The sequence below is a fragment of the Thioalkalivibrio sp. ALE25 genome (assembly GCF_000377285.1).
Lineage (GTDB): Bacteria > Pseudomonadota > Gammaproteobacteria > Ectothiorhodospirales > Ectothiorhodospiraceae > Thioalkalivibrio.
This window is the reverse complement of sequence record NZ_KB897931.1, coordinates 145,410-167,344: the sequence shown is the minus strand read 5'-3', so window position 1 is coordinate 167,344 and position 21,935 is coordinate 145,410. Positions and strand designations below refer to the sequence as shown.

The window sequence follows — 21,935 nt, the reverse complement described above, 5'->3', positions numbered from 1 at the left end:
TAGGCTTCCGCGACCGTTCGAGACGGGCAGGTACCGGCCTGTCTCGGTTGCGACGGAACGATTTGTATGCGTGGCCGCGGGCCGCGTCCTTGGCCCGGAACCAAAAGGACTGAGCTGGCCGGATGCTCTACGCAATTCTCTCAACGTTCCTGCTGGCGGCAGCCGCCCCCGCGGTGCACCGCCTGGCCGGCCGTGCCAGCGGCTGGGTGCTGGGTCTGTTGCCGGCGGCGTTGTTCGTCTACTTCCTGAGTTTCCTGCCGGCGGTCTCCAGTGGCGAGTCCATCGTGCTGGCCTGGCCGTGGCTGCCAGGGCTGGATATCCAGCTCTCGTTCCTGGTGGACGGGCTGTCGCTGCTGTTCGCGCTGCTGATCTCGGGCATCGGCTTCTTCATCGTCACCTACGCCGGGCGCTACCTCGAGGGGGACCGTGACCTCGGGCGCTTCTACGTGATCATCCTCGCCTTCATGGGCTCCATGCTGGGGCTGGTGCTGGCGGACAACCTGGTCGCGATGTTCGTGTTCTGGGAGCTGACCAGCATCACGTCCTATCTGCTGATCGGTTACAACCACGAGAACGCGGACGCCCGGAAGTACGCCCTGCAGGGCCTGTTCGTCACCGTGGGCGGCGGTCTGGCACTGCTGGCCGGGATCATCATGCTGGCGATGGCCGGCGGTTCCTGGGAGCTGTCCGAGATCCTCAACAACGGCGACGTGGTGCGCGAGCATGCGCTGTACCTGCCGTTGTTGCTGTTGATCCTGATCGGGGCCTTCACCAAATCGGCGCAGGTCCCGTTCCATTTCTGGCTGCCGCGCGCGATGGCTGCGCCGACCCCGGTCTCCGCCTACCTGCACTCCGCGACCATGGTGAAGGCCGGCGTATACCTGCTGGCGCGCCTGAACCCGTCGCTGGGTGGCACTGACATCTGGTTCACCACGCTGGCGTTGTTCGGTGCGGTGACCATGTTCACCGGTGTGTTCCTGGCCTTCCGCTCGACCGGGGTGAAGAAGGTGCTGGCGTACTCCACGGTGATGGCTCTGGGTACGCTGACCATGCTGATCGGGATCGGCACCGAGACCGCATTGATGGCGGCAATGGCCTTCCTGCTGGCGCACTCGCTGTACAAGGGTGCGCTGTTCATGGTCGCCGGCATTCTGGATCACGAGGCCGGGGCGAAGGACTTCCTGCAGACCGGGGGGCTGCGCAGCGCGCTGCCGGTGACGGCGGCGTTCGCGATCCTCGCGGCGCTGTCGTTGGGGGGTGTGATCCCGCTGTTCGGGTTCGTCGCCAAGGAGTTGATGCTGGAGGCCGTGCTCGATGCCCCGAGCCTGGGCGGCATCCTCGCGCTGCTGGCGGTGCTGACCGCGATCCTGGGGGTCGCGGTGGCCGCGATCGTCGGTATTCGCCCGTGGTTCGGGCCCAAGGTGGATACGCCGAAGACGCCGCACCATGACGCTCCAGTGGCCATGCTCGCCGGCCCGGCGGTGCTTGCGAGTCTGGGGCTGATCTTCGGTCTCGGCCCGGGACTGGCGGACGAAGGCCTGATCAATGCCGCGGCGGCCAGCGTGCAGGGCGCGCCGGTGGATGGCTACCTGGCGCTGTGGCACGGGATCAACTGGCCGCTGGCGATCTCCGCGTTCAGCCTGGTGGCCGGTGGGGTGCTGTACTGGCGCTGGGAGCAGGCGCGCCGCGCGCTGGCGTGGGTGGATCGCGCGGCCGAATACGGCCCGGAGAAGGGCTACTTCAAGATGATGGACGGCCTGGTGGCACTGTCGGAGTGGCAGACCCGCGTGCTGCAGAACGGCTATCTGCGCTATTACGTGATCGTGATCGTCGCGATGACCGCGGGCCTGGTCGGGGTGACGGCGCAGCTGTTCGACGTCGGCGTGGGCGGCCTCGACTGGGCCGCGCTGAAGATCCACGAGGTCGCGATCCTGGCGATCCTGGTGGCCTCGATGCTGTTCGCGGTGCTGACGCGCTCGCGTCTGGGGGCGGTGGCGGCGCTGGGGTCGCTGGGCTTTACCGTGGCCCTGGTCTACGTGCTTTACAGCGCGGCGGATGTCGGTATTACCCAGGTGCTCGTCGAGACCCTGACCGTGATCCTGCTGGTGCTGGTGCTGTTCCGCCTGCCGGGTTTCTTGAACCTGTCGTCCACCGCGCTGCGGGTGCGCGATGCCGGGATCGCGCTGGTGATGGGCGGCATGATCACGCTGCTGATCCTGAGCACCCTGGATGCGCGCCTGTTCCCGTCGATCTCGCAGTACTTCATTGACGAGTCGGTGCCCTCCGGCTACGGCCGCAATATCGTCAACGTGGTCCTGGTGGACTTCCGTGCGCTGGATACGCTGGGCGAGATCTTCGTGCTGGCGCTGGCGGCGATCGGGGTGTACGCGATGCTGCGTTTCCGCGCGGAGGACCGCCGATGAACATGCATTCCCTGATCCTGCGCACTGCGGGGCATTTCCTGCTGCCGCTGCTGCTGCTGTTCTCCGTGTTCCTGCTGCTGCGCGGTCATGACGAACCGGGCGGCGGCTTCATCGGCGGCCTGGTCGCGGCCGCGGCGATCGTGCTTTACCTGTTCTCGATGGATATCCAGTCGGCGCGCAAGGTGCTGCGCGTGGACCCGCGCGACGTGCTGGGCGTTGGCATGGTGCTGGCCGTGATCAGCGCGATCCCCGGGGTGTTCCGCGGGGAGGCCTTCTTCACCGCCCAGTGGTGGGAGTTCACCGCGCCGCTGTTCGGCGAGATGAAGCTCTCCACCGTGCTGATCTTCGATATCGGGGTGTACCTGGTGGTAATCGGGTCCGTGCTGACCATCATGCTGAACCTCGCGGAGGCGGAAGACTGATGGAAGTCGTCATGGCCTTTGTGGTGGGCGGCCTGTATGCCGCGGCCATCTACATGATGCTGCGCCGCTCGATCGTGAAGCTGGTGATCGGGCTGGTACTGCTGTCGAATGCCGCCAACCTGCTGATCTTCACCGTGGCCGGCATGACCTCCGGTGCGCCGCCGCTGATCGCGCCGGGCGACACGGTGCCCGAGGGCGTATCCGCCGATCCGCTGGCCCAGGCCGTGGTGCTGACCGCGATCGTGATCGGGTTCGGGGTGCTGGCGTTCGCCGTGGTGCTGATTCACCGCGCCTACGAGGTGGTGCAGGCCGATGACATGGATCAGATGAAGGACACCGATCGATGATGATGTCGGTAGCCCTTCCGGTCGTGCTGCCGCTGCTGTTCGGCGCACTGTCCGTAATGTTCTGGCGCTCGCATTTCGCGCAGCGCTCGCTCGGCGTGCTCGGCACCGGCGCAATGCTGGCGGTCTCCGTCTGGCTGCTGGCGGATACCTGGGAGCACGGCCATGTGGTGATGGAGATGGGCTCCTGGCCCGCTCCGTTCGGGATCGTGCTGGTGTCCGACATGCTGGCCGCGATCATGGTGGTGCTGACCGGGATCATCGGCTTTGCCACCGCGCTGTATTCGCTCTCCGGCATCGGCAAGATGTCGGAGAAGTTCGGCTACTACCCGCTGCTGCACCTGCTGCTGGCGGGGGTGAACGGCGCCTTCCTGACCGGCGACATTTTCAACCTCTACGTGTGGTTCGAGGTGATGCTGGTCGCGTCCTTCGCCCTGCTGATCCTGGGCGGGGAACGCGCGCAGATGGAGGGGGCGATCAAGTACGTCACCCTGAACCTGCTGTCGTCGATGATCTTCCTGACCGCGATCGGCCTGACCTATGGTCTGACCGGCACGCTGAACATGGCCGACATCGCGGACAAGCTGGCCACGGTGGAGGACACCGGGCTGATCACCGTGATCGCGATGCTGTACCTGGTCGCGTTCGGGGTGAAGGCGGCGGCGTTCCCGTTCTTCTTCTGGCTGCCGGCCTCCTATCACACGCCCAAGGTCGCGGTATCCGCGCTTTTCGCGGGTCTGCTGACCAAGGTCGGGGTATATGCGCTGTTCCGCGTGTTCACGCTGATCTTCAATCAGGACGTGGACTACACCCACGAGATCCTGCTGTGGGTCGCGGCCGCGACCATGCTGACCGGCGTGCTCGGGGCGGCGGCGCATTACGAGTTCCGGCGCATCCTGTCGTTCCACATCATCAGCCAGATCGGCTACATGATCATGGGGCTGGCGCTGTTTACGCCGCTGGCGCTGGTCGGCGGGGTGTTCTACATCATGCACCACATCATCGTGAAGGCGAATCTGTTCCTGATCAGCGGGATCACCTTCGTGATGAAGGGCACCCACGAGCTGAAGCAGATGGGCGGGATCTACCGCACGAATCCGATGCTGGGTGTGCTGTTCCTGATCCCGGCGTTGTCGCTGGCAGGGCTGCCGCCGCTGTCCGGGTTCTTCGCGAAGTTCATCATCATCCGCGCGGGCATCGAGGCCGAGGCCTACTGGGTGGTGGCGGTCGCGCTGGTGGTGGGGCTGCTGACGCTCTACTCGATGATCAAGATCTGGGCCGAGGTATTCTGGAAGGCGCAGCCGGAAGGCGTGGAGACCGATGACGTGACCTCCGGTCCGATGATCTGGATGTGGCTCCCGGTGATCATGCTGGCGCTGATGACCGTGGCCATTGGCCTGTACGGCGAGCCGATCTACCAGATGGCCCTGATGTCGGCCGAACAGCTGCTGGATCCGTCGCAGTACATCGAGGCGGTACTGGGGGCACAGCCATGATCGCGCTGACCTGGAATATCGCGCTGGCCCTGATCTGGGTCTTCCTGACCGGCACGTTCAGCACCGGCAACCTGCTCGTGGGGTTCTTCCTCGGCTATGTGCTGCTGGCCTTCGCGCTGCGCGACAAGCCGGGTTTCTCGAGCTACGCGCGGCGGGTGCCCAAGTTCATCGCGTTCATTGGCTACTTCCTCTGGGAGCTGTTCCTGTCCAATCTGAAGGTGGCGTATGACGTGATGACGCCGACCCACCACATGGTGCCGGGCGTGATCGCCTTCCCCCTGGATGCCAGGACCGATGGCGAGATCACCATCGTCGCCAACCTGATCTCGCTGACCCCGGGAACGCTGAGCCTCGACGTGTCCACCGACAAGAAGGTGCTGTACATCCACGTGATGTACATCGAGGATCGGGACGAGGTGATCCGCTCCATCAAGTACCTGGAACACCGCGCGCTGGAGGTCCTGCGCTAGGCGCAGGGGATGCAGATGTTCGATATCGCCATCATCGCTTCCAATGTGCTGCTGAGTATCGCCCTGCTGCTGGGGTTCTGGCGGCTGTATCTGGGGCCGACCCTGCCCGATCGCGTGGTCGCGCTGGAACTGATCGCATCGCTGACGATTGGCTTTATCGCGGTGTATGTAATCTCCAGCGGCCGCACCCCGTTCATCGACGTGGCTATGGTGCTGGCGCTGACCGCGTTCCTCGCGGCGGTCGGCTTTGCCCGTTATCTGGAGAAAGGGGGGCATCGCGACGATGACTGAGTTCTTCACGGGGCTGTTTCTGGTGGTGGGTGCGGCGTTCATGGTCGTGGCGGCGCTGGGCCTGGTGCGCATGCCCGACCTGCCGATGCGCCTGCACGCGACCACCAAGGCGGGCGTGCTGGGGGCTGGCCTGATGATGGTCGGGGTCGCGGTGTACTTCGGTGACGGCGGCGTGACCACGCGCGCGGTGGCGGTGATCGGCTTCCTGCTGCTGACCGCGCCGGTGGCCGCCCATGCGATCGGGCGCGCGGGTTATTTCGTCGGTGTCCCGCTGTGGGAACACAGCAAGACCGACGAGCTGAAGGGACGCTACGACGAGAAGACTCACACCCTGTCTTCGCCGCCGGAGATGCACGAGCCCGAGGATCGGGACGACGCATCGCGCTGAGACCGATGCTTTTCGGTATACCCAGTGAGCCCCGTGGCCATGCCGCGGGGTTCGTTCGTTTGGGGCTGGCGCGGCCGGGGCGAGAGGACACCCATCTGCGTTCGGAGGCCATGCGGTCACCCGGCCGGGGTGAAGCGCAGAGCCGGGATCTCCGGCGTCAGAAAGAGCCCGGATGCTTGAGATGACCCCCGGTTCAGCACACCCCAAACATCGTAGGAGCCTGCTCGCAGGCGAAGCCCCTGCCAAAGTCAGACGTGGTCAGGGGAATTCGCCTGCAAGCAGGCTCCTGCAGGGCGCTATGGAGGCGCGACCAGGGCGGCCGACAAAAAAGCCGGGGCGTTAGGCCCCGGCAATGGGTACAGTCGTTGGAGAGACGACAGTTCCTTGTTCCGGGATCGCTCCCGGCATGCAGCCGTCAGGCCGCGTGGGTTTCCTTGGCCTGGCGGGCGGCCTTGGCCTGTTCCGGGTCGTAGGCCGCGCCGGACCAGAGCATCTCGTAGGCGATCTCCTCGTTCCCGTTCTCGCAAAGTTCCAGGACCTGCTGGAACAGGGGCTGGAAGGTCTCGCTCTGATGCGACGCCTCGTGTTCCTCGAAGCTGTTCCAGAAGGTAATGATCAGCGCTTCCTTGTCCTTCATCGGGCTCTCGACCGCTTGACCGATCGTCGAGCCCTCGTTGGAGACCGCGCCGGAGTTCAGGGCGACAAAGCCGCCGACAAAGCCGGTATCCGAGTGGTAGGTCTTCACGTTCTCGCAGAGGACCGCGACACGCTCCTGCAGGTCGTCGATGGTGTACTCCGGCTTCAGAATCACGCGGTTGATGGTGACCACGCCGTCGGCCGGGAAGTTGTTGATCAGCTGACTCATGACGTCCTCCTTTTGCAGGGGAAGGGTGCCCGTGGGCACGGGATAGTCATTCAGTTAGTAAGCAACTTCTAATCGAAGTTCCCGAGTACCGTACTCAGGAATTACTTCGTTCGCCAGAATGCCCCAAAAACCGGAGGGTCCGGTCCCGCGCGGGTGCGTAAGCAGGGCTTGCGTTGGCGGCGCGCGTTGGTTAGCTTATATTCCAACGAATATTGGAATGTGTGCGGTGTCCGGACGCGAACTCAAAGATCTCCTGTACGAGCAGGTGGCCCGCATTGCCCGCGCGGCCGCCAGTCCCAAGCGGTTGGAGCTGATCGAGATCCTCGTGCAGGGGGAGAAGAGCGTCGAACAACTGGCGTCGGACGCGGAGATCAGTGTGAAGCTGGCCAGTGCCCACCTGAAGGAGCTGCGCCTTGCGCGGCTGGTGGAGGCCCGGCGCGAAGGCCGGTACATGTTCTACCGCCTGGTCGATCGGCATGTCGCCGATTTCTGGGTGATGCTGCGAACACTGGCCGAAGAACGGCTGCTGGAGCTGCAGGCCGCCACTCGAGAGATCGCCGAGGGTGCGGGCGATCTGGCCCCCATGGCGGGCGAACAGCTACTCGAGCGGGCGCGGCGCGGCGAGGTGATCGTGCTCGACGTACGTCCGGGCATGGAATACGCCAGCGCCCATCTTCCCTATGCCCGATCCATCCCCGTCAGCGAATTGCGCGACCGGCTGGGCGAATTGCCGACTGACCGCCCCGTGGTGGCGTACTGCCGAGGACCGTACTGCCTGATGGCGAGCGAGGCCGTCCAGATCCTGGGTCGGCACGGCATCCGGGCCAGCCGGCTCGAGGACGGCATCGCGGAGTGGCGCTACCACGGTCTGCCCGTGAGCGCCGATGAGGACAACCGACAAAAAGAACGCGACCGGTGAACGGTCCAGGAGGAGTGTCATGTTTTTTCATCAATTGCCCACCCGGGAGTCGTCGCTGTCCTACCTGTTCGGCTGTGGATCGCTGGGCAAGGCCATCGCGGTGGATGTCGTGGACGGGGACCAGGAATGGTTCCTGGAGCGGGCCGCCGAGGCGGGTGTTGCCATCACGCATGTGATCGACACGCATGTGCATGCCGATCACTATTCCGGTGGCCGTGACCTGGCCCGACGTGCCGGGGCGGAGTATTGCCTGCATGCGTCGGATCGTTCGGTGGTGGAGTTCGACTTCCATGCGCTGGAGGATGGCGATCGGCTCGAGGTCGGCAACGTCGAGGTCGAGGTGATCCATACCCCCGGTCACACGGAGGACAGCCTGTGTCTTCTGGTGACCGACAAACGCCGCGGGGACCAGCCCTGGTTCGTTCTTACGGGCGATACGCTGTTCATCGGCAGTGTTGGACGCCCCGATCTGGCCGGGCGGGAGCGCGAGATGGCGGGACGGTTGTTCGACAGCCTTCACGAGCGCCTCCTGGGCCTTCCGGACGAACTGGAGATCTATCCCGGTCACTATGCCGGCAGTGCCTGCGGCGCGGGGCTGTCCGGGAAGCCGTCGTCGACGCTCGGGTTCGAAAAGCGCTTCAACCCGGGGCTTGCGATCGGTGAGCGGGAGGCGTTCGTCGATTTTCTGACCCAGAACATCCCCCCGCGCCCGGTGGGAATGGATGCCTACGTCGCGGCGAATATCGCCTCCTGATCCGATAGCAGAGGGACTCTTCATGACGGACCATCACAAGACCGCGGAGGCCTACGCCCATCTGACGCACGGGATTCGGGAGAACCTCGGGCAGTTCGGGCAGCAACTGATCCAGGTCTTCTTCGTTGGTCTGACCATCGGGATGATGCGCACGGTCGTGCCGGCGCTGGCGGAGAGCGAGTTCGGTGTGGCCGAGGGCTCGTTCATGCTGCTGACCGCGTTCGTGGTCGCCTTTGGGGTCGTGAAGGGGGCGCTCAACTTCGTTGCCGGGCGCCTGTCCGAGCGGCTGGGGCGCAAGACGGTCCTGATGCTGGGCTGGGTGGCGGCCATCCCGATCCCGTTCATGATCCTTTACGCACCGTCCTGGAGCTGGATCGTCGCGGCGACCGTCCTGCTGGGCGTGAACCAGGGGCTGGCGTGGTCGATGACGCAGACCGCCAAGATGGATATCACCCGCGCCGACGAGCGCGGTTTCACCATGGGCATGAACGAGTTCTCCGGGTATGTCGGGGTTGCCGTGGCGGGGATCGTGACCGGCTATATGGCGGCCGGGTTCGGGCCACGCTGGGGCCTGCTGATCTTCGGCCTGGTGGTGATCGCCCTGGCGATCGTGATGACCGCCGTGTTCGTGCGCGAGACCCTCGACTGGGCAAAGGCCGAGGGTGCCCGGCATGCGGCCGGTCAGTCCACCGGCCCGGTGCCGCGTTACCCGACGAATATCCCCGACACGCCGACGACCTGGCAGGTGTTCACCCTGATGTCCTGGCGCGACCGGCGCATGGCGGCGTTCAGTCAGGCCGGGCTGGTGGAGAAGTTCGTGGATGCGCTGGTCTGGGTGTTCTACCCGGTGTTCCTGTATCAGCAGGGGCTCAGTCTGGCGGCGATCGGCTGGGTCGTCGGGATCTACGGCTTCGTCTGGGGCGGTTCGCAGTTCCTCACCGGGCGCCTGTCGGATCACGTGGGGCGACGCCAGCCGATCATCTGGGGGATGTGGATCTGTGGCGGCGGGGTCGCCCTGACCCTGCTCGGCGAGGGCGTACTGTGGTGGTCCTTCGCGGCGGCGGTGACCGGGTTCGGCATGGCGCTGCTGTACCCGAACCTCAGTGCGGCGGTGGCGGACATTGCGCACCCGAACTGGCGCGGCTCGGCCATCGGTACCTACCGCTTCTGGCGCGATCTCGGCTACGGCGTTGGGGCCCTGGGCCTGGGCATCGTGGCCCACCTGGGCGGCTCGGTGATCTGGGGCTTCTGGTTCGTGGTGATCGCGATGTTTGCATCCGGTGCGCTGGTCTGGTGGTGGGGTGACGAGACGCATCCGCGCCTGAACCCCCGCGACGAGTAGTCCCCGCGTCGCGATTCGCCCGGCACAGCGTTACCAGCGGGCCTTGTCCCACATCTCGGGGTTCGCCCAGAACCGGGCGTTCAGCCAGTCGGGAGTGAGCTTGTAGTCGTACAGGCTGGTGCGATAGACCGCGTGATCCGGCGCGGCGGTCTCGGCTTCGGGGTCGCGCCGGAATCCGAGCGCCAGGAAGTCGTTCAGGTCCCAGCGTTGGTCGTCCAGCCGATGCAGAATCAGCACCTCGTCGGCCCAGCGGTCGCGCAGGCCGCCCAGCAGTTGTTGTCCGGTGGTCACATCCAGCGCGCTGAGGGTGTCCGGGAGCAGGACCAGCGGCACTCGTGGCTCGGGCGGATGCTCGAGAAACGCTGCCACCGTTTCCTGCTCCACATCCGGTGGACTGTCCGTGGTCTCCGGGGCGGCGACCAGCAGGAGGGTGCGCCCCTCGCGCAGGCGTCGCGGCAGGTTACGGCGCAGGACGTCGATGTCGATCAAGGGCTACCTCCCCGGCGTTCCGTGGCGTGTCGGCCCCGTCCCGGGGCCGTGTTCGTTATACTCTAAAGCACTCTCACTTCTACCGCGGACCCGTCAGAAGGAACCCTCTCCATGTCCAAGGAACTGCTGACCGAATTCCTCTCCAAGCACCCGATCTCGGCGTCCCTGACGCCGGCCGAGGTCGAAGTCCTGCTCGAGTACCTGGAAGTGGTGGAGACCCATCACAAGCAGGTGATCGCGGACATCGGCGAGGTCGGGGAGTCGCTGTTCTTCGTGGTCAGCGGGACCGCTGCGCTGTACCACGACGACGGCAGCCAGGAGATCGAGGTCGGCCGCATGCAGACCGGCGAACTGGCCGGGTCCATGTCGTTCTTCGACCGCGTGCCGCGCGGCGTGCGCATGCGTGCCCTGAGCGACAATACCCGCCTGTTGCGCCTGTCGCGCTCCATGTACGACCGCCTGCGTGTCGAGCAGCCGTACATCGCGGTGAACCTGCTCGAGTTTGCCATCATCAGCCTGGATCACCTGATCCGCCGGGTCTCCGAGGACGTGGCCACCTACGCCCACTATCTCTACTCCCCGGGCAAGAAGTAACCCCGGTCGCGGGCGGAGACTCTCGTGCTCGCCACCCTGCAGACGATCGCCGAGCACCTGCTGCTGCCGCCCGGGCTGGGCATCACGCTGACCCTTGTGGGCGTGGCCTTGTGGCGCGCCGACTGGCGGGGCGGGCGGGCGCTGCTCGCCCTGGGCCTGCTGGCGCTGGTGCTGCCAAGCCTGAACATCGTGGCCCAGCCGCTGGCCCACAGCATCGAGCGTGATCTGCGCGACGGCGTGATCGCGGTGGGTCGGGCCGATGCCATCGTGGTGCTGGGGGGTGGCCGCTGGCCCGGGCGCGCCGAGGACGGCGGGCGTGACGCCTTGAACCCGCAGACCCACGAGCGCCTGCGCCATGCGGCGCGGCTGCACCGCGATACCGGCTTGCCGATCCTGGTCTCCGGCGGGCGTCCGGGTGCCTTGCCGGGGCGGCGCTCCGAGGCCGAGCTTATGGCGGCGAGCCTGCAGGGCGATCTGGGGGTGCCGGTGCGCTGGCTGGAGAACACCTCGCGCAACACCTGCGAGAACGCCACCCACACCCGCCAGCGACTCCAGAACAGTGATGTGCAGCGGGTACTGGTGGTGACCCAGGCGCTACATCTGCCGCGGGCGCTGGCCTGCTTCGAGCGCGCGGGACTGGCCGCCGACCCGGCCCCGGCCGGTTTCCGCGGCCCGACCGGTGACCCGATCCGGGTCGAGGACTTCCTGCCGCGACTGGACGCCCTGGAGACCTCCCGCTTCGCCCTGCGCGAGTGGCTGGCGCGTCTGGCGCGCCCGCTGCGCGATCGCCTGCCGGAGCGGGGCGACCCGGCCTGATGCACGCGCGGCGCGGTGCACCGGGCGCAGTGGCCGCGGCGGCCGGGTTGGTGTTTTTCCTGCTGGCGGGGTCGGTGACGGCCGCCGAATCCCCATCGGCTGCCGGCGGTGTCCAGCTCGACCTGCAGATCGAATCCCTGCTGCGCGAGGATCTCGATGCCCGCGGCCTGAGTACGCGGGTGCAATGGACGCGCGAAGGCCTGTCGCTGGAAATCCGCGCGGAACGCGTCGAGCTTCCCGCCCCGATCGGGACCCTGCGACGACTGCGGGTGGAATGTGGCGACCTGCGGCTCGGCCGTACCGAGGTCCGCTGCGAGGCCGCCCGGCTCTGGGGGGATGCCGGGGATCTGGACCTGCGCGGCGCGCGGGTGCGCCTGGTCTGGGGCCGCGAGAGCGGTCAGCTGACCCTGGCGGGCGCCTGGCCGGGCTGGTTCGGGGCCAGCGGGGATGTTCGTGTGCACCGCGACCCGGCGCGCGGCTGGGATGTGCGGGCCGATCTCGACGGCATTGATCTGGCGGCGCTGGCCGCCTCCCCGCGCCTGCCGATGGAGCTGCCCGTGCACCTCGGGCAGGGCCGGGCGGATGTTGCGCTGCGCTGGCGTGAACGCGGCCGTTCGGAAGGCACCCTGCGGGTCCATGACCTCGCCTTCAGCGATGACCTCGGGCTGCAGGCGGGCGAGGAGCTGGATGCGCGACTGTGGGTCGCGGGGGACGCGAACGGCTGGGATGTGGAGGCGGCCGTGACGGCAGGCGTGGTGTTCGTGGATCCCTGGTTCGTGGATCTCGACGCCGAGGGGCCGGTCGTGCTGGAGGCCCGTGGCCTGGTGGCGGACGCCGACAACGGCTCGGCGCGCACGGATTCGCTCTCGCTGGACTATGGGGCGGCGGCGGCCCTGCAGGGGCAGGACCTGGCGTTCGCGCCCGGGCGCGGGCTGGAGGGCCGGGTCCAGGCGGAGATCGCGGCGCTGGGGGTGATCTACGACACCCTACTGTCGCCCTGGCTGGTGGGGACCCCGCTGGGCGAGCTGGATGTCGCGGGTCACCTGGCGGGCGAGATCGAACTGCAGGATTCCATGCCGCGTTACATGCGTGCGGAGTGGTCCGGGGTGGAGGCGCAGGATCGCCGGGGACGCTTCGGTCTCAGTGGGGCGCGGGGTGGTCTCGACTGGTCGGACACGGTGCCGGGCGGTCCGGGGCGCATCGAAGTGGATGCCGCCCATCTCTACGGGCTCCCGTTCGATGCCTTCAGCGCGCAGGTGCGGGCGCGGCCACAGGGACTGGAGTTACTGGAGGCGACCGAGATCCCGATCCTCGATGGTGGGCTGCGGGTCGGGGCCTTCAGTCTGCAGCAGACGGAGACCGGGCCGGATGTGCAGTTTCAGGGCGGCATCCGGGCCATCAGCCTGGAGCCGTTGACCGAGGTGCTGGGATGGCCCCGGTTCTCCGGGCAGGTGGCGGGAATGATCCCGCGCGTCCGCCTGGAGGATGGCGACCTGAACGTGGACGGGCGGTTGCTGGTGCAGGTGTTTGACGGCGAGGTGGTGTTGCGCGATGTCTACATCCACGATCTGTTCGGCTACGCCCCGGAGCTGGGGCTGTCGACGCAGATTCAGCGCCTGGATCTGGAACTGGTCACCCGTGCCTTCGATTTCGGGCGTATCCAGGGCCGTCTGTCGGGCCACGTGAACGACCTGGTGATGGTGGACTGGTCGCCGGTGCATATGGATCTGGAGCTGATGACGCCGATGGACGCGCCGGGGCGGCGGCGCATCAGCCAGCGCGCGGTGGAAAACATCACCGAGCTGGGCGGCGGGATCCAGGCGGCGGCGTCGTCGATCTTTCTGCGCTTCTTCGAGAACTTCAGCTATCGCCGCCTGGGTTTCCGTTGCGAGCTGCGCGGGGACGTATGCACCGCCTCTGGCGTCGCCGATCGCCCTGATGACGGGTTCGTACTGGTCCAGGGTGGCGGGCTGCCGCAGATCCAGGTGATCGGGTACAACCGGCGGGTCGACTGGCCGGAGCTGATCAACCGCCTGGCCACGATCCAGGCGGGCGAGGACCCGGTGGTGCAGTAACCACGCATTCAGCGTTTGGTTGCCATTCAGGATGATGGTGTAGATTGGGCACATGCGGGACGGACCCGCTCGAACAAGGGATGACAGGCATGAAGGCTTTGTGGAGTGTTCCGGGACTGGCGCTGGTGTTTGCCCTGCTGGCCGGCTGCGTGACCATCAATATCTACTTCCCCACCGCCGCGGCGGAGGAGGCGGCGCGCGCCATCGTGCGCGACGCGCTGCAGGTGCCGGACAGCGAGGCCGCGCCGCAGTCCGAGTCCGGCGCGCAGCTTCCGGCCCAGCCGCGTCATGCCGGCGCCGCGACGGGCAGCACGCCGGTGCTGGCCTGGGTGCTGGAGCGTCTGGTCAGCCCGGCCGCGGCGCAGAGCCCGGACCTGCAGATCGAGACCCCGGCGATCAATCGCATCCGGGCCTCGATGCGTGAGCGGGCGCCGCAGCTGGCGCCGCATTTCCGCAGCGGGGCGATCGGGTTCGGCAACAACGGCGACGTGGTGATCCGTGACCTCTCCGAGGTGCCGCTGCGGGACCGCAGCACCGTACAGCGCCAGGTCAGCGAGGAGAACTCCGACCGCGATTCGCTCTACCGCGAGATCGCGCGCGCCAATGACCGCCCGGACTGGGAACGCCAGATCCGCGAGACCTTTGCCCGCGTCTGGGTGGAAGAGGCCCCGGCGGGCTACTGGTACCAGGACCGTAACGGCCAGTGGCGGCAGAAGTAGGGCCTGGTGACGGGGCCACATACCCACGGGAGTAATGCGTGGCGGGCGTAGCCTGGGCCGAACGCCTGGATGCCCGCCGGCGCCAGCTGGTCGAGCTGGTCCAGGACATGGAACTCTCGGCGCTGCCCTGGTGGAAGGCGGTCCCGCTGGGTGTCGTGCGGGGCCTGTTCGGCCTGGCCCGCGAGGTCTCCGAGGGCCAGCTGACGCTGCGGGCGATGAGCCTGGTCTACACCACCCTGCTGTCGATGGTGCCGCTGCTGGCGCTGTCGTTCTCGGTGCTCAAGGCCTTTGGTGCCCACAATGCGGTGGAGCCGTTCCTGCTGGGCGTGCTCGAGCCGCTGGGCGAGCAGGGGGTGGAGATCGCCCACAACGTGCTCGACTTTGTCGACAATATGCGCGTGGGCGTGCTCGGCTTCGTGGGCCTGCTGTTCCTCGTGTACACCGTGATCGCACTGGTGCAGAAGATCGAGCTGGCCTTCAACACCATCTGGCGGGTGGAGAACAGCCGCAGCCTGGCCCAGCGCTTTTCCAACTACCTGTCGGTGATCCTGATTGGTCCGGTGCTGGTGGTCTCGGCGCTGGGGCTGACCGCCACGGTGATGTCATCGGCCGCGATGCAGGCGATTGCCGGGGTCGAACCCTTCGGCATGCTGATTACCGAGATCTCGCGGCTGGTGCCGTACATCCTGATCATCTCCGCGTTCGCGTTCATCTACGTGTTCGTGCCGAACACCCGGGTCAAGATCCTCCCGGCGCTGATCGGCGCGGTGGTGGCCGGTTTCCTGTGGCAGAGCGTGGGCTGGGTATTCGCCAACATGGTGGCGGGTTCAACGCGCTATGCGGCGATCTATTCCAGCTTCGCCATCATGATCATGCTGCTGATCTGGATCTACCTCGCCTGGCTGATCCTGCTGATCGGGGCCAATGTCGCCTTCTTCGTCCAGCACCCGGAGTACATGAACGTGCGCGGCATCCGCCTGCGCCTGTCCGGGGCGGCACGCGAACGCATGGGGCTGCACCTGATGCAGCAGGTCGGCCAGCGCTTTCACGACGGGCGCCCGGCACCCACCCTGGACGAGGTGGCCGCGACCCTGGCGGTGCCGGGCAATGCCCTGGGTGATGCGGCGCGCCGGTTGGAAGAGGCCGGTCTGCTGTTGAAGGCGGGAAGCGAGGGCCAGCATCTGGTACCGGCCCGCGACCTGGACGCGATCCGCGTGGACGAAATCCTGGAGGCGCTGCGCGAGGACAGTGATGACCACGCCATTCGTCGTCTGCGCGGCAGCCTGAGTGTGGAGACGACGCTGAAAGAGGTGGATCAGGCGCGCGAGGAGCGCCTGAACGGGCGCACCCTGCGCGACCTGCTGGCGCGCCCCGATGCCAGTGCCGCGGCGGAGACCGCCTGACACCCGGCCACGCTGGGTTCAGGTTTGGGGTCAGGAACGGGCCGCCTCGGCGTCCAGCCGCTGCTGGGCCCGTGCCATCAGCTGGCCCGACACCCGGTCGACCAGCGACTGGGCCGCGCGCCGCACGGCCGCGTCGAGCAGCGGGTTCAGCTTGTACTCCAGTTCGAACTCCACGCGCGTGCGGTCCTCGCCCTCGGGGCTCAGGCGGTAGCTGCCCCGGTTCTGCACCCCGCGGATGGAGCGCCAGGCAAAGTGCTCCGGCGCGATCGCGGTGCAGACCTCGACATCGAAATCCATGCGCATCCCGGCGGCCCGAATGGTCCAGCGATAGCAGTCGTCACCCAGGCACTCGATATGCTCGACGTGGTCGCACAGGTCGACAAAGTTGGGCACGTGACTCAGCAACTCGAAGACCCGTTCCGGCTCGGCGCGCAGGGAAGTGGCGTGGGAGATGGTTCGCATGGCGCAGTCTTCTTGGCTAAAGGCTTTCCGTTTAAGAGCCTGGCCCCGGTCGGGGGTTCCCTGCAAGCCATGCGGGAACTACACGAGCGTGTACATTCACCGCTGTTTCCCGAGGGAAACACTGATTAATGTGCACGCTCGCGCTCGAGTCGCTTTTGCGTGCGAACAAGGCGCGGTGACTGCCGTGCAGTCATTCTGCACAAGGGAGCCGCAACGCCGTTCCCGCGCCCGTTTTTGTCAACAACGGGCGGCCGAGCCCCTTCGTTCAATAGGTTGTGGGGTTGGCACCCCAGGTTCCCCGATCCTGCGTTGCGCCCCGAATCCATCAAAAACGGGCGGGTAGAACCACTACCCGCCGCACGACGCGCCTGGTCTCGAAGAACCTGGGGTGCCAACGCGAGTGTGTACATTGATCAGTGTTTCCCTAGGATAAGGGTCTTTTCCGGATAAACGGATCTCCGTATGAATCCAGCGTCCCAAGGGCCCGTGCCCGACTTCCTGCAACGTTTCGAGGCCGGTTCCACCGGCATCCTGTACTGGGAGCAGCTGGAGCGGCTGTGGACGCGGCTGCGCGACCGCGCCGATGGCGGCTGGTACATCTACGCGGTAGGGGATACCGTGCCCGTGGAACCGGTCTCCGCAGAGGATTTCCGGCGTTTCATCGACGAGGTCGACACCCTGCTGCGGCAGGATCACGACGAGGACTACTGCGGGATCGTCTACGTCGATGACCGCGAGGCGCCGGAATTCGTGAAGATCTTCGACCCCAACAACCTCGGCTCCAGCTGCGGCTCCTCGGGGCTGCGGGTGCTGCCGGGCTGGGTGCTGTCGCGCGTGCCGCCGGTGGACCTGGAGGCGGCGATGCCGCCGACCGGGAGCCGCCGGCGCTGGTGGCAGCGTCTGTTCGGCGGGGCGAAATGAGTACCGCCGGTACCCAGCGGAGGCGCGGCGATGGCTGATTCCTGGTGGCAGCGCCTGCGCGGGCAGGCGCGCGTGCTGATCGCGCTGGGCATCCTGCTGCTGGTGATCCTCTGGATCGCCTCGGGGATGTTCGGGCGCGAGGCCGACGAGGCGCCGCGGGCGGCCGAGCCGCAGCCGATGGCCGTGGCCGTGACCGCGCTGGAGGCGGAGCCGGTGGAGCGCCTGCTGGTGCTGCAGGGGCGGGTGGAGCCGGATCTGCGCGTGCTGGTGCGCGCCGAGACCGCCGGCCAGGTGGCCGAGTGGGAGGTGGCCCGCGGGGCACGCGTGGCGGCCGACGCGCCGCTGGCGCGGCTGCGCATGGATGACCGCGAGGCGCGCCGGCGCCAGGCGATCGCGCGGCTGCGCGGCGCCGAGAGCGAATTCGAGGCCGCCCAGCGGCTGCACGATCAGGGCCATGTGTCGCGCACCCAGCTGGAGGCCCGCGAGGCCGAGCGCGAGGCCGCCCGCGCGGAGCTGGAGGCGATCGAGCTGGATATCCGCAACACGCGCATCATCGCGCCGGTGGCCGGGGTGGTGAATCAGCGTCTGGCGGAACGGGGCGACTTCGTGGCCCGTGGAGACCCGGTAGCGGAGATCGTGGACAACGACCCGCTGCTGGCGGTGGTGCACGTGCCGCAGCACCAGATCGGGCGGGTGGAGTCGGGCCAGGCGGCGCGTATTCGCTTCCTCGACGGGCGTCGCGCCGAGGGCGAGGTGCGGTTCGTCTCGCGGGTGGCCGAGGCTGGCACCCAGACCTTCCGCGTGGAGGTCGAGGTCCCGAATGCCGACGAGGCGCTGCCCTCGGGGATCAGCGCCGGGGTCGAGATCCCGACCGAGACGGTCGCGGCGCACAAGCTGTCGCCGGCCTGGATGGGGCTGGACGACAGCGGCCGGGTCGGGGTGAAGACGGTGGATGACGACGACCGGGTGGTCTTCCACGCGGTCGAGGTGATCCGTGCCGCCACCGACGGCGTCTGGGTTACCGGGCTGCCGGAGCGCGCGCGGGTGATCACCATCGGCCACGGCTTCGTGACCCCGGGCGAGACCGTGCGGCCCCGGCCCATGGAGGCATCGACGGGCGCGGCCGGGCCGGAACCGGTGGGCGAGGCCCTGCGGTGAAGGCCCTGATCGCCTGGGCGGTGGAGCACGCCCGGACGGTGCTGCTGTTCCTGCTACTGATCCTGGTGCTGGGCGCGACCGCCTACCAGGTGGTGCCCAAGGAGGCGGCCCCCGAGATCGACATCCCCATCTTCTTCGTGTCCGTGCCCTATCCGGGGGTCAGTCCGGAGGATGCCGAGCGCCTGATGCTGCGCCCGCTGGAGCGCGAATCGCAGACCCTGCCCGGGGTGGACGAGATGCAGTCCTGGGCCGGCGAGGGCTTTGCCCTGGTGCGGCTGGACTTCGAGCCCGGCTGGGACAACCGCCGGGCCCTGTCGGACCTGCGCGAGGAGGTCGACCAGGTGCGCCCGGAACTGCCCGCCGGGGCCGAGGACCCGAGCGTCTCCGAGGTCGACCTGTCGCTGTTCCCGGTGCTCACGCTGAACCTGTCCGGGCCGCTGGACGAGCGCACGCTGGTGCGTCTGGCGCGCGACCTGCGCGACCGCGTGGAGGCGATCCCCGGGGTGCTGGAGGCGGATGTCGGCGGCGATCGCGAGGAGCAGATGGAGGTGCTGGTCGATCCGCTGGTGCTGGAGACCTTCGAGCTGTCGTTCGACGAGCTGACCCGGGCGATCGAACGCAACAACCGTCTGGTTGCGGCCGGGGCGCTGGATACCGGCGCCGGGCGCATCCCGCTGCGGGTGCCGGGCACCATCGATGACGTCGACGACGTGCTGGATACCGCGATCCGGGTGGAGGGCGACGCGGTGGTGCGAGTGCGCGATGTCGCCGAGGTCCGCCAGAGCTATCTGGACCCGGAAGGCTTCACCCGCATCGACGGCCAGCCCTCGGTGTCGCTGGAGATCCGCAAGGCCTCGGAGGCCAACATCCTGGAGGTGGTGGCGGCCGCGCGCGCGACCATCGAGGTGGCGCGGGCCGACTGGCCGGAGACGGTCGAGGTCACCTACCTGCAGGACATGGCGCGCGATGTCGACGACCTGCTGGGCGATCTCGAGAACAGCGTGATCGCTGCGGTGCTGATCGTGGCGCTGGTGATTCTGGCAATGATGGGCGCGCGCGCGGCCCTGCTGGTGGGGGTGGCCATCCCCGGGGCCTTCCTCGGCGGCATCCTGGCGATCTATCTGATGGGCTTCACGCTCAATGTGGTGGTGCTGTTCGGGCTGATTCTGGTGGTCGGCATGCTGGTGGATGGCGCGGTCGTGGTGGTGGAGCTGGCTGACCGCTATGTGGCCGAGGGCATGCCGCGGCGGGAGGCCTTCCGCGCCGCGGCGCAGCGCATGTCCTGGCCGATCACCACCGCGATCGGGACCACGCTGGCGGTGTTCGCGCCGATGCTGCTGTGGCCCGGCATGGTCGGTGAGTTCATCGTCTACCTGCCGGCCACGGTGATTGTGACCCTGATCGCCTCGCTGGCGATGGCGTTGGTATTTATTCCGGCGCTGGGGTCGGTGATCGGCCAGAGCCACCCGATCAACGCGGCCCAGACGCGCTACGTGCGCGCGGCCGAGGATGGCCGCTATGACGAACTGCAGGGCCTGACCCGCGCCTATATCCGCCTGCTGCAGCCGCTGGTGCGTCGCCCCGTCTGGACGCTCGCGGGCACGCTGGCGCTGGTCGCCGCCGCCTATGCGCTGTATGCCCAGCAGGGGCGCGGGGTGGAGTTCTTCCCGCAGGTGGAGCCCGACTTCGTGCAGGTGCAGGTACAGGCGCGCGGCGACCTGTCGGTGTGGGAGGCGGACGCCCTGGTGAGACAGGTGGAGGGGCGCCTGCAGGGGGTGCCGCAGATCCAGCATGTCTATGCGCGGACCATCGGTACCCAGCTCGGGCGGCTGCAGGGCGACTACCCGGAAGACCTGGTCGGCCTGATCCAGCTGGAACTGATCTCCTGGCGCGAGCGCCCGCCGGCGGCCGCGATCATCGAGGACCTGCGCGAGCGTACCGCCGACCTGCCGGGCATCCGCCTGCAGTTTCGCGCCCAGGAACGCGGGCCGCGCGAGGGCCGGCCGATCGTGGTCGAGGCCTCCAGCCGCCAGGCTGACCGCATCGCGCCGGTGATCCGCGAGATCCGCAGTGCGATGGACGAGCTGGGCGGCTTCGAGGACGTGACCGACGACCTGCCACTGCCCGGGGTGGAGCTGGAGGTGCGCTTCGATCGTGAGCAGGCGGCGCGCTTCGGCGTGGACGTGCCGCTGTTGGGCGAGGGGGTGCAGCTGCTGACCCGCGGCATCCAGCTCGGCAGCTACCGCCCGGACTACAGCGACGAGGAGGTGGATATCCGCCTGCGCCTGCCGGCGGAGCAGCGCCACCTGCAGCAACTGGCCACCCTGAACCTGCCCGGCGCGACCGGGCTGGTGCCGCTGGCGCATTTCGCGGAACTGGTGCCGGTACCGGCCACCGGTCTGATCAAGCGCCGCGACGGCGATCGCGCCTACAGCCTCGAGGCGGATGCGGCCAGTGGCTACCTGGTGGACGAGCGCCAGCGCGCGCTGGAGGCGCGCATCGCCGGCATGGACCTGGACCCGGAGGTGCAGCTGCGGTTTCGCGGCCAGGCCGAGGAGCAGGCCGAGGCGGCGCGCTTCCTGCTCGCGGCCTTTGCGCTGTCGCTGTTCCTGATGCTCGCGATGATGGTTACCCAGTTCAACCGGTTCTCGCAGGCGCTGCTGGTGATGTCGGCGATCGTGTTCTCCACCGCCGGGGTGCTACTGGCCCTGCTGCTGCGCGGCGAGCCATTCGGCATCGTGATGAGCGGGATCGGGGTGCTGGCGCTGGCCGGGATCGTGGTGAACAACAACATCGTGCTGATCGACACCTACAACGAGCAGCGCGGGCGCGGGCTGGATGCCCTGGAGGCGGCCCTGCGCGCGGCGGCCCAGCGCATGCGGCCGGTGCTGCTGACCGCGATCACCACCATCCTCGGCCTGATGCCGATGGTGCTGGCCTGGACCGTGGACTTCGCCGGAAGGGATTTCTACGTCGGGGCGCCGGTGACCGGCTTCTGGGTGCAGCTCGCGACCGCGATCGCCGGGGGGCTGTTTGTCGCCACGCCGCTGACGTTGCTGTTCACCCCCGCGATGCTGGTGCTGCTGGATCGGCTGGGACTGGACCGGCAGCCGGCGCCAGCCGAACAGTCGGCTACCGGCTCGCCAGGCGCTTGAGGCACTCGAGGTAGGCGTTCTCGTCCGGTGCGCTGTTGCTGCGCTGGGCCTCCCACAGGGTCTGGCCGAGGCATTCCATCATCCGGTGTTCCGCGTCCATCACGCCAAACCGGGCGCACAGGCCCTGGTGCAGTTCGCGGATGCCCGCGGGCCGGTCGGTACGCGCCTGGTCGCGCAGGCTCAGGTGCATCGCCATGTGCAGGAACGGATTGGAGGTGCCCAGCTCGGGCGGGAACTCGCCGGTCAGCGCGGTCTCGCGGTCCTTCAGGTATTCGTGGTACTCGGGGTGTTCCGAGATCACGTCCACCAGTTGCTGCTCCAGGTCGGTGACTGGCTCGCCGGCCTGCGCCTTCTGCCAGGCGTCGACGAACTGGGTGCGGATCTGGTCGCGGTTGCCGTACATGCGGGTTGTCCTCGGAGTTGGGGGTG

The 21,935-nt window shown here is 67.7% G+C and carries 22 protein-coding genes; 18 read left to right on the top strand and 4 right to left on the bottom strand.

Annotated elements, in window-relative coordinates; all coding sequences use genetic code 11:
• Nucleotides 1-122: 122 nt before the first annotated feature.
• From C996_RS0107870 to mnhG, 7 genes are read left to right on the top strand one after another with little or no spacing between them, the layout of a single operon-like run.
• A complete protein-coding gene (locus C996_RS0107870; protein WP_018866907.1) occupies nt 123-2,423 on the top strand; it encodes a putative monovalent cation/H+ antiporter subunit A in 2,301 nt (766 codons plus the stop codon).
• Nucleotides 2,420-2,845 carry a Na+/H+ antiporter subunit B gene (locus tag C996_RS0107865; protein ID WP_017942333.1) on the top strand — a complete coding sequence of 142 codons (426 nt, stop codon included), beginning with the start codon at nt 2,420-2,422 and terminating at the stop codon, nt 2,843-2,845. The genes C996_RS0107870 and C996_RS0107865 overlap by 4 nt, the downstream gene beginning before the upstream one ends.
• The gene (locus C996_RS0107860; RefSeq protein ID WP_018866906.1) at nt 2,845-3,192 is read left to right on the top strand and encodes a Na+/H+ antiporter subunit C; all 348 of its coding nucleotides are present in this window, start codon (nt 2,845-2,847) and stop codon (nt 3,190-3,192) included. Before C996_RS0107865 ends, C996_RS0107860 begins: the two co-directional genes overlap by 1 nt.
• Nucleotides 3,189-4,685: a Na+/H+ antiporter subunit D gene (locus C996_RS0107855; protein ID WP_018866905.1), complete on the top strand. Its 1,497-nt coding sequence runs from the start codon at nt 3,189-3,191 to the stop codon at nt 4,683-4,685. Before C996_RS0107860 ends, C996_RS0107855 begins: the two co-directional genes overlap by 4 nt.
• Entirely contained in the window at nt 4,682-5,155 is a 474-nt protein-coding gene (locus tag C996_RS0107850) for a Na+/H+ antiporter subunit E (protein ID WP_018866904.1), read from the top strand. The genes C996_RS0107855 and C996_RS0107850 overlap by 4 nt, the downstream gene beginning before the upstream one ends.
• A 15-nt stretch (nt 5,156-5,170) precedes the next feature.
• Complete coding sequence (locus C996_RS0107845; RefSeq protein ID WP_026279247.1) at nt 5,171-5,446, top strand: monovalent cation/H+ antiporter complex subunit F; 276 nt, start codon at nt 5,171-5,173, stop codon at nt 5,444-5,446.
• Nucleotides 5,439-5,834 carry a monovalent cation/H(+) antiporter subunit G gene (mnhG, locus tag C996_RS0107840; protein WP_018866902.1) on the top strand — a complete coding sequence of 132 codons (396 nt, stop codon included), beginning with the start codon at nt 5,439-5,441 and terminating at the stop codon, nt 5,832-5,834. The genes C996_RS0107845 and mnhG overlap by 8 nt, the downstream gene beginning before the upstream one ends.
• Nucleotides 5,835-6,249: 415 nt before the next feature.
• Here mnhG and C996_RS0107835 read toward each other — a convergent pair whose 3' ends face one another.
• Nucleotides 6,250-6,699, bottom strand: a complete 450-nt coding sequence (locus tag C996_RS0107835; protein WP_018866901.1) for a hypothetical protein — start codon at nt 6,697-6,699, stop codon at nt 6,250-6,252.
• A 217-nt stretch (nt 6,700-6,916) separates the two neighbouring features.
• On the opposite strand from C996_RS0107835, the gene C996_RS0107830 reads away from it, so the two are divergent.
• From C996_RS0107830 to C996_RS0107820, 3 genes are read left to right on the top strand one after another with little or no spacing between them, the layout of a single operon-like run.
• Nucleotides 6,917-7,618, top strand: coding sequence for a metalloregulator ArsR/SmtB family transcription factor (locus tag C996_RS0107830; protein ID WP_018866900.1), 702 nt, complete (start codon nt 6,917-6,919; stop codon nt 7,616-7,618).
• A gap of 19 nt (nt 7,619-7,637) precedes the next feature.
• On the top strand, nt 7,638-8,372 hold the full coding sequence (locus tag C996_RS0107825; RefSeq protein ID WP_018866899.1) for an MBL fold metallo-hydrolase: 735 nt from the start codon (nt 7,638-7,640) through the stop codon (nt 8,370-8,372).
• Between the two features lie 22 nt (nt 8,373-8,394).
• Complete coding sequence (locus tag C996_RS0107820) at nt 8,395-9,714, top strand: MFS transporter (RefSeq protein WP_018866898.1); 1,320 nt, start codon at nt 8,395-8,397, stop codon at nt 9,712-9,714.
• A gap of 30 nt (nt 9,715-9,744) precedes the next feature.
• On the opposite strand, the gene C996_RS0107815 is transcribed toward C996_RS0107820, so the two are convergent.
• On the bottom strand, nt 9,745-10,203 hold the full coding sequence (locus tag C996_RS0107815; protein WP_018866897.1) for a DUF6231 family protein: 459 nt from the start codon (nt 10,201-10,203) through the stop codon (nt 9,745-9,747).
• Nucleotides 10,204-10,314: 111 nt separating this feature from the next.
• Between C996_RS0107815 and C996_RS0107810 the strand changes: the two genes are divergently transcribed.
• The 5 genes from C996_RS0107810 to C996_RS0107790 all read left to right on the top strand — a co-directional run bounded on the left by C996_RS0107810 (nt 10,315) and on the right by C996_RS0107790 (nt 15,810).
• Nucleotides 10,315-10,797 carry a Crp/Fnr family transcriptional regulator gene (locus C996_RS0107810; protein ID WP_018866896.1) on the top strand — a complete coding sequence of 161 codons (483 nt, stop codon included), beginning with the start codon at nt 10,315-10,317 and terminating at the stop codon, nt 10,795-10,797.
• Nucleotides 10,798-10,821: 24 nt separating this feature from the next.
• A complete protein-coding gene (locus C996_RS0107805; protein ID WP_018866895.1) occupies nt 10,822-11,613 on the top strand; it encodes a YdcF family protein in 792 nt (263 codons plus the stop codon).
• Complete coding sequence (locus C996_RS0107800) at nt 11,613-13,688, top strand: hypothetical protein (protein WP_018866894.1); 2,076 nt, start codon at nt 11,613-11,615, stop codon at nt 13,686-13,688. Before C996_RS0107805 ends, C996_RS0107800 begins: the two co-directional genes overlap by 1 nt.
• Nucleotides 13,689-13,777: 89 nt before the next feature.
• Nucleotides 13,778-14,407, top strand: a complete 630-nt coding sequence (locus C996_RS0107795; RefSeq protein ID WP_018866893.1) for a YdbL family protein — start codon at nt 13,778-13,780, stop codon at nt 14,405-14,407.
• A gap of 38 nt (nt 14,408-14,445) precedes the next feature.
• Nucleotides 14,446-15,810 (top strand): YihY/virulence factor BrkB family protein, encoded by a 1,365-nt coding sequence (locus C996_RS0107790; protein ID WP_018866892.1) that lies wholly within the window; start codon nt 14,446-14,448, stop codon nt 15,808-15,810.
• 30 nt (nt 15,811-15,840) lie between these two features.
• Here the strand turns inward: C996_RS0107790 and C996_RS0107785 are convergent, their stop codons facing one another.
• The gene (locus tag C996_RS0107785) at nt 15,841-16,272 is read right to left on the bottom strand and encodes an SRPBCC family protein (protein WP_018866891.1); all 432 of its coding nucleotides are present in this window, start codon (nt 16,270-16,272) and stop codon (nt 15,841-15,843) included.
• A 462-nt stretch (nt 16,273-16,734) separates the two neighbouring features.
• Between C996_RS0107785 and C996_RS0107780 the strand changes: the two genes are divergently transcribed.
• Genes C996_RS0107780 through C996_RS0107770 form a run of 3 tightly spaced genes read left to right on the top strand, consistent with a single transcriptional unit; the run spans nt 16,735 to nt 21,506 of the window.
• Nucleotides 16,735-17,193: a hypothetical protein gene (locus C996_RS0107780; RefSeq protein ID WP_026279246.1), complete on the top strand. Its 459-nt coding sequence runs from the start codon at nt 16,735-16,737 to the stop codon at nt 17,191-17,193.
• 30 nt (nt 17,194-17,223) lie between these two features.
• On the top strand, nt 17,224-18,351 hold the full coding sequence (locus C996_RS0107775) for an efflux RND transporter periplasmic adaptor subunit (RefSeq protein ID WP_018866889.1): 1,128 nt from the start codon (nt 17,224-17,226) through the stop codon (nt 18,349-18,351).
• A complete protein-coding gene (locus tag C996_RS0107770; RefSeq protein WP_018866888.1) occupies nt 18,348-21,506 on the top strand; it encodes an efflux RND transporter permease subunit in 3,159 nt (1,052 codons plus the stop codon). The genes C996_RS0107775 and C996_RS0107770 overlap by 4 nt, the downstream gene beginning before the upstream one ends.
• Here the strand turns inward: C996_RS0107770 and C996_RS0107765 are convergent.
• Entirely contained in the window at nt 21,484-21,909 is a 426-nt protein-coding gene (locus tag C996_RS0107765; RefSeq protein WP_018866887.1) for a DUF1841 family protein, read from the bottom strand. The two genes, C996_RS0107770 and C996_RS0107765, sit on opposite strands and share 23 nt — an antisense overlap.
• Nucleotides 21,910-21,935 lie beyond the last annotated feature (26 nt).

Coding starts and splice junctions, on each gene's coding strand:
- C996_RS0107820 (WP_018866898.1), top strand. CDS start 8,395: ATGACGGACCATCACAAGACCGCGGAGGCCTACGCCCATCTGACGCAC.
- C996_RS0107775 (WP_018866889.1), top strand. CDS start 17,224: ATGGCTGATTCCTGGTGGCAGCGCCTGCGCGGGCAGGCGCGCGTGCTG.
- C996_RS0107810 (WP_018866896.1), top strand. CDS start 10,315: ATGTCCAAGGAACTGCTGACCGAATTCCTCTCCAAGCACCCGATCTCG.
- mnhG (WP_018866902.1), top strand. CDS start 5,439: ATGACTGAGTTCTTCACGGGGCTGTTTCTGGTGGTGGGTGCGGCGTTC.
- C996_RS0107830 (WP_018866900.1), top strand. CDS start 6,917: ATGTGTGCGGTGTCCGGACGCGAACTCAAAGATCTCCTGTACGAGCAG.
- C996_RS0107870 (WP_018866907.1), top strand. CDS start 123: ATGCTCTACGCAATTCTCTCAACGTTCCTGCTGGCGGCAGCCGCCCCC.
- C996_RS0107855 (WP_018866905.1), top strand. CDS start 3,189: ATGATGATGTCGGTAGCCCTTCCGGTCGTGCTGCCGCTGCTGTTCGGC.
- C996_RS0107800 (WP_018866894.1), top strand. CDS start 11,613: ATGCACGCGCGGCGCGGTGCACCGGGCGCAGTGGCCGCGGCGGCCGGG.
- C996_RS0107835 (WP_018866901.1), bottom strand. CDS start 6,699: ATGAGTCAGCTGATCAACAACTTCCCGGCCGACGGCGTGGTCACCATC.
- C996_RS0107765 (WP_018866887.1), bottom strand. CDS start 21,909: ATGTACGGCAACCGCGACCAGATCCGCACCCAGTTCGTCGACGCCTGG.
- C996_RS0107860 (WP_018866906.1), top strand. CDS start 2,845: ATGGAAGTCGTCATGGCCTTTGTGGTGGGCGGCCTGTATGCCGCGGCC.
- C996_RS0107845 (WP_026279247.1), top strand. CDS start 5,171: ATGTTCGATATCGCCATCATCGCTTCCAATGTGCTGCTGAGTATCGCC.
- C996_RS0107795 (WP_018866893.1), top strand. CDS start 13,778: ATGAAGGCTTTGTGGAGTGTTCCGGGACTGGCGCTGGTGTTTGCCCTG.
- C996_RS0107850 (WP_018866904.1), top strand. CDS start 4,682: ATGATCGCGCTGACCTGGAATATCGCGCTGGCCCTGATCTGGGTCTTC.
- C996_RS0107785 (WP_018866891.1), bottom strand. CDS start 16,272: ATGCGAACCATCTCCCACGCCACTTCCCTGCGCGCCGAGCCGGAACGG.
- C996_RS0107865 (WP_017942333.1), top strand. CDS start 2,420: ATGAACATGCATTCCCTGATCCTGCGCACTGCGGGGCATTTCCTGCTG.
- C996_RS0107825 (WP_018866899.1), top strand. CDS start 7,638: ATGTTTTTTCATCAATTGCCCACCCGGGAGTCGTCGCTGTCCTACCTG.
- C996_RS0107780 (WP_026279246.1), top strand. CDS start 16,735: ATGAATCCAGCGTCCCAAGGGCCCGTGCCCGACTTCCTGCAACGTTTC.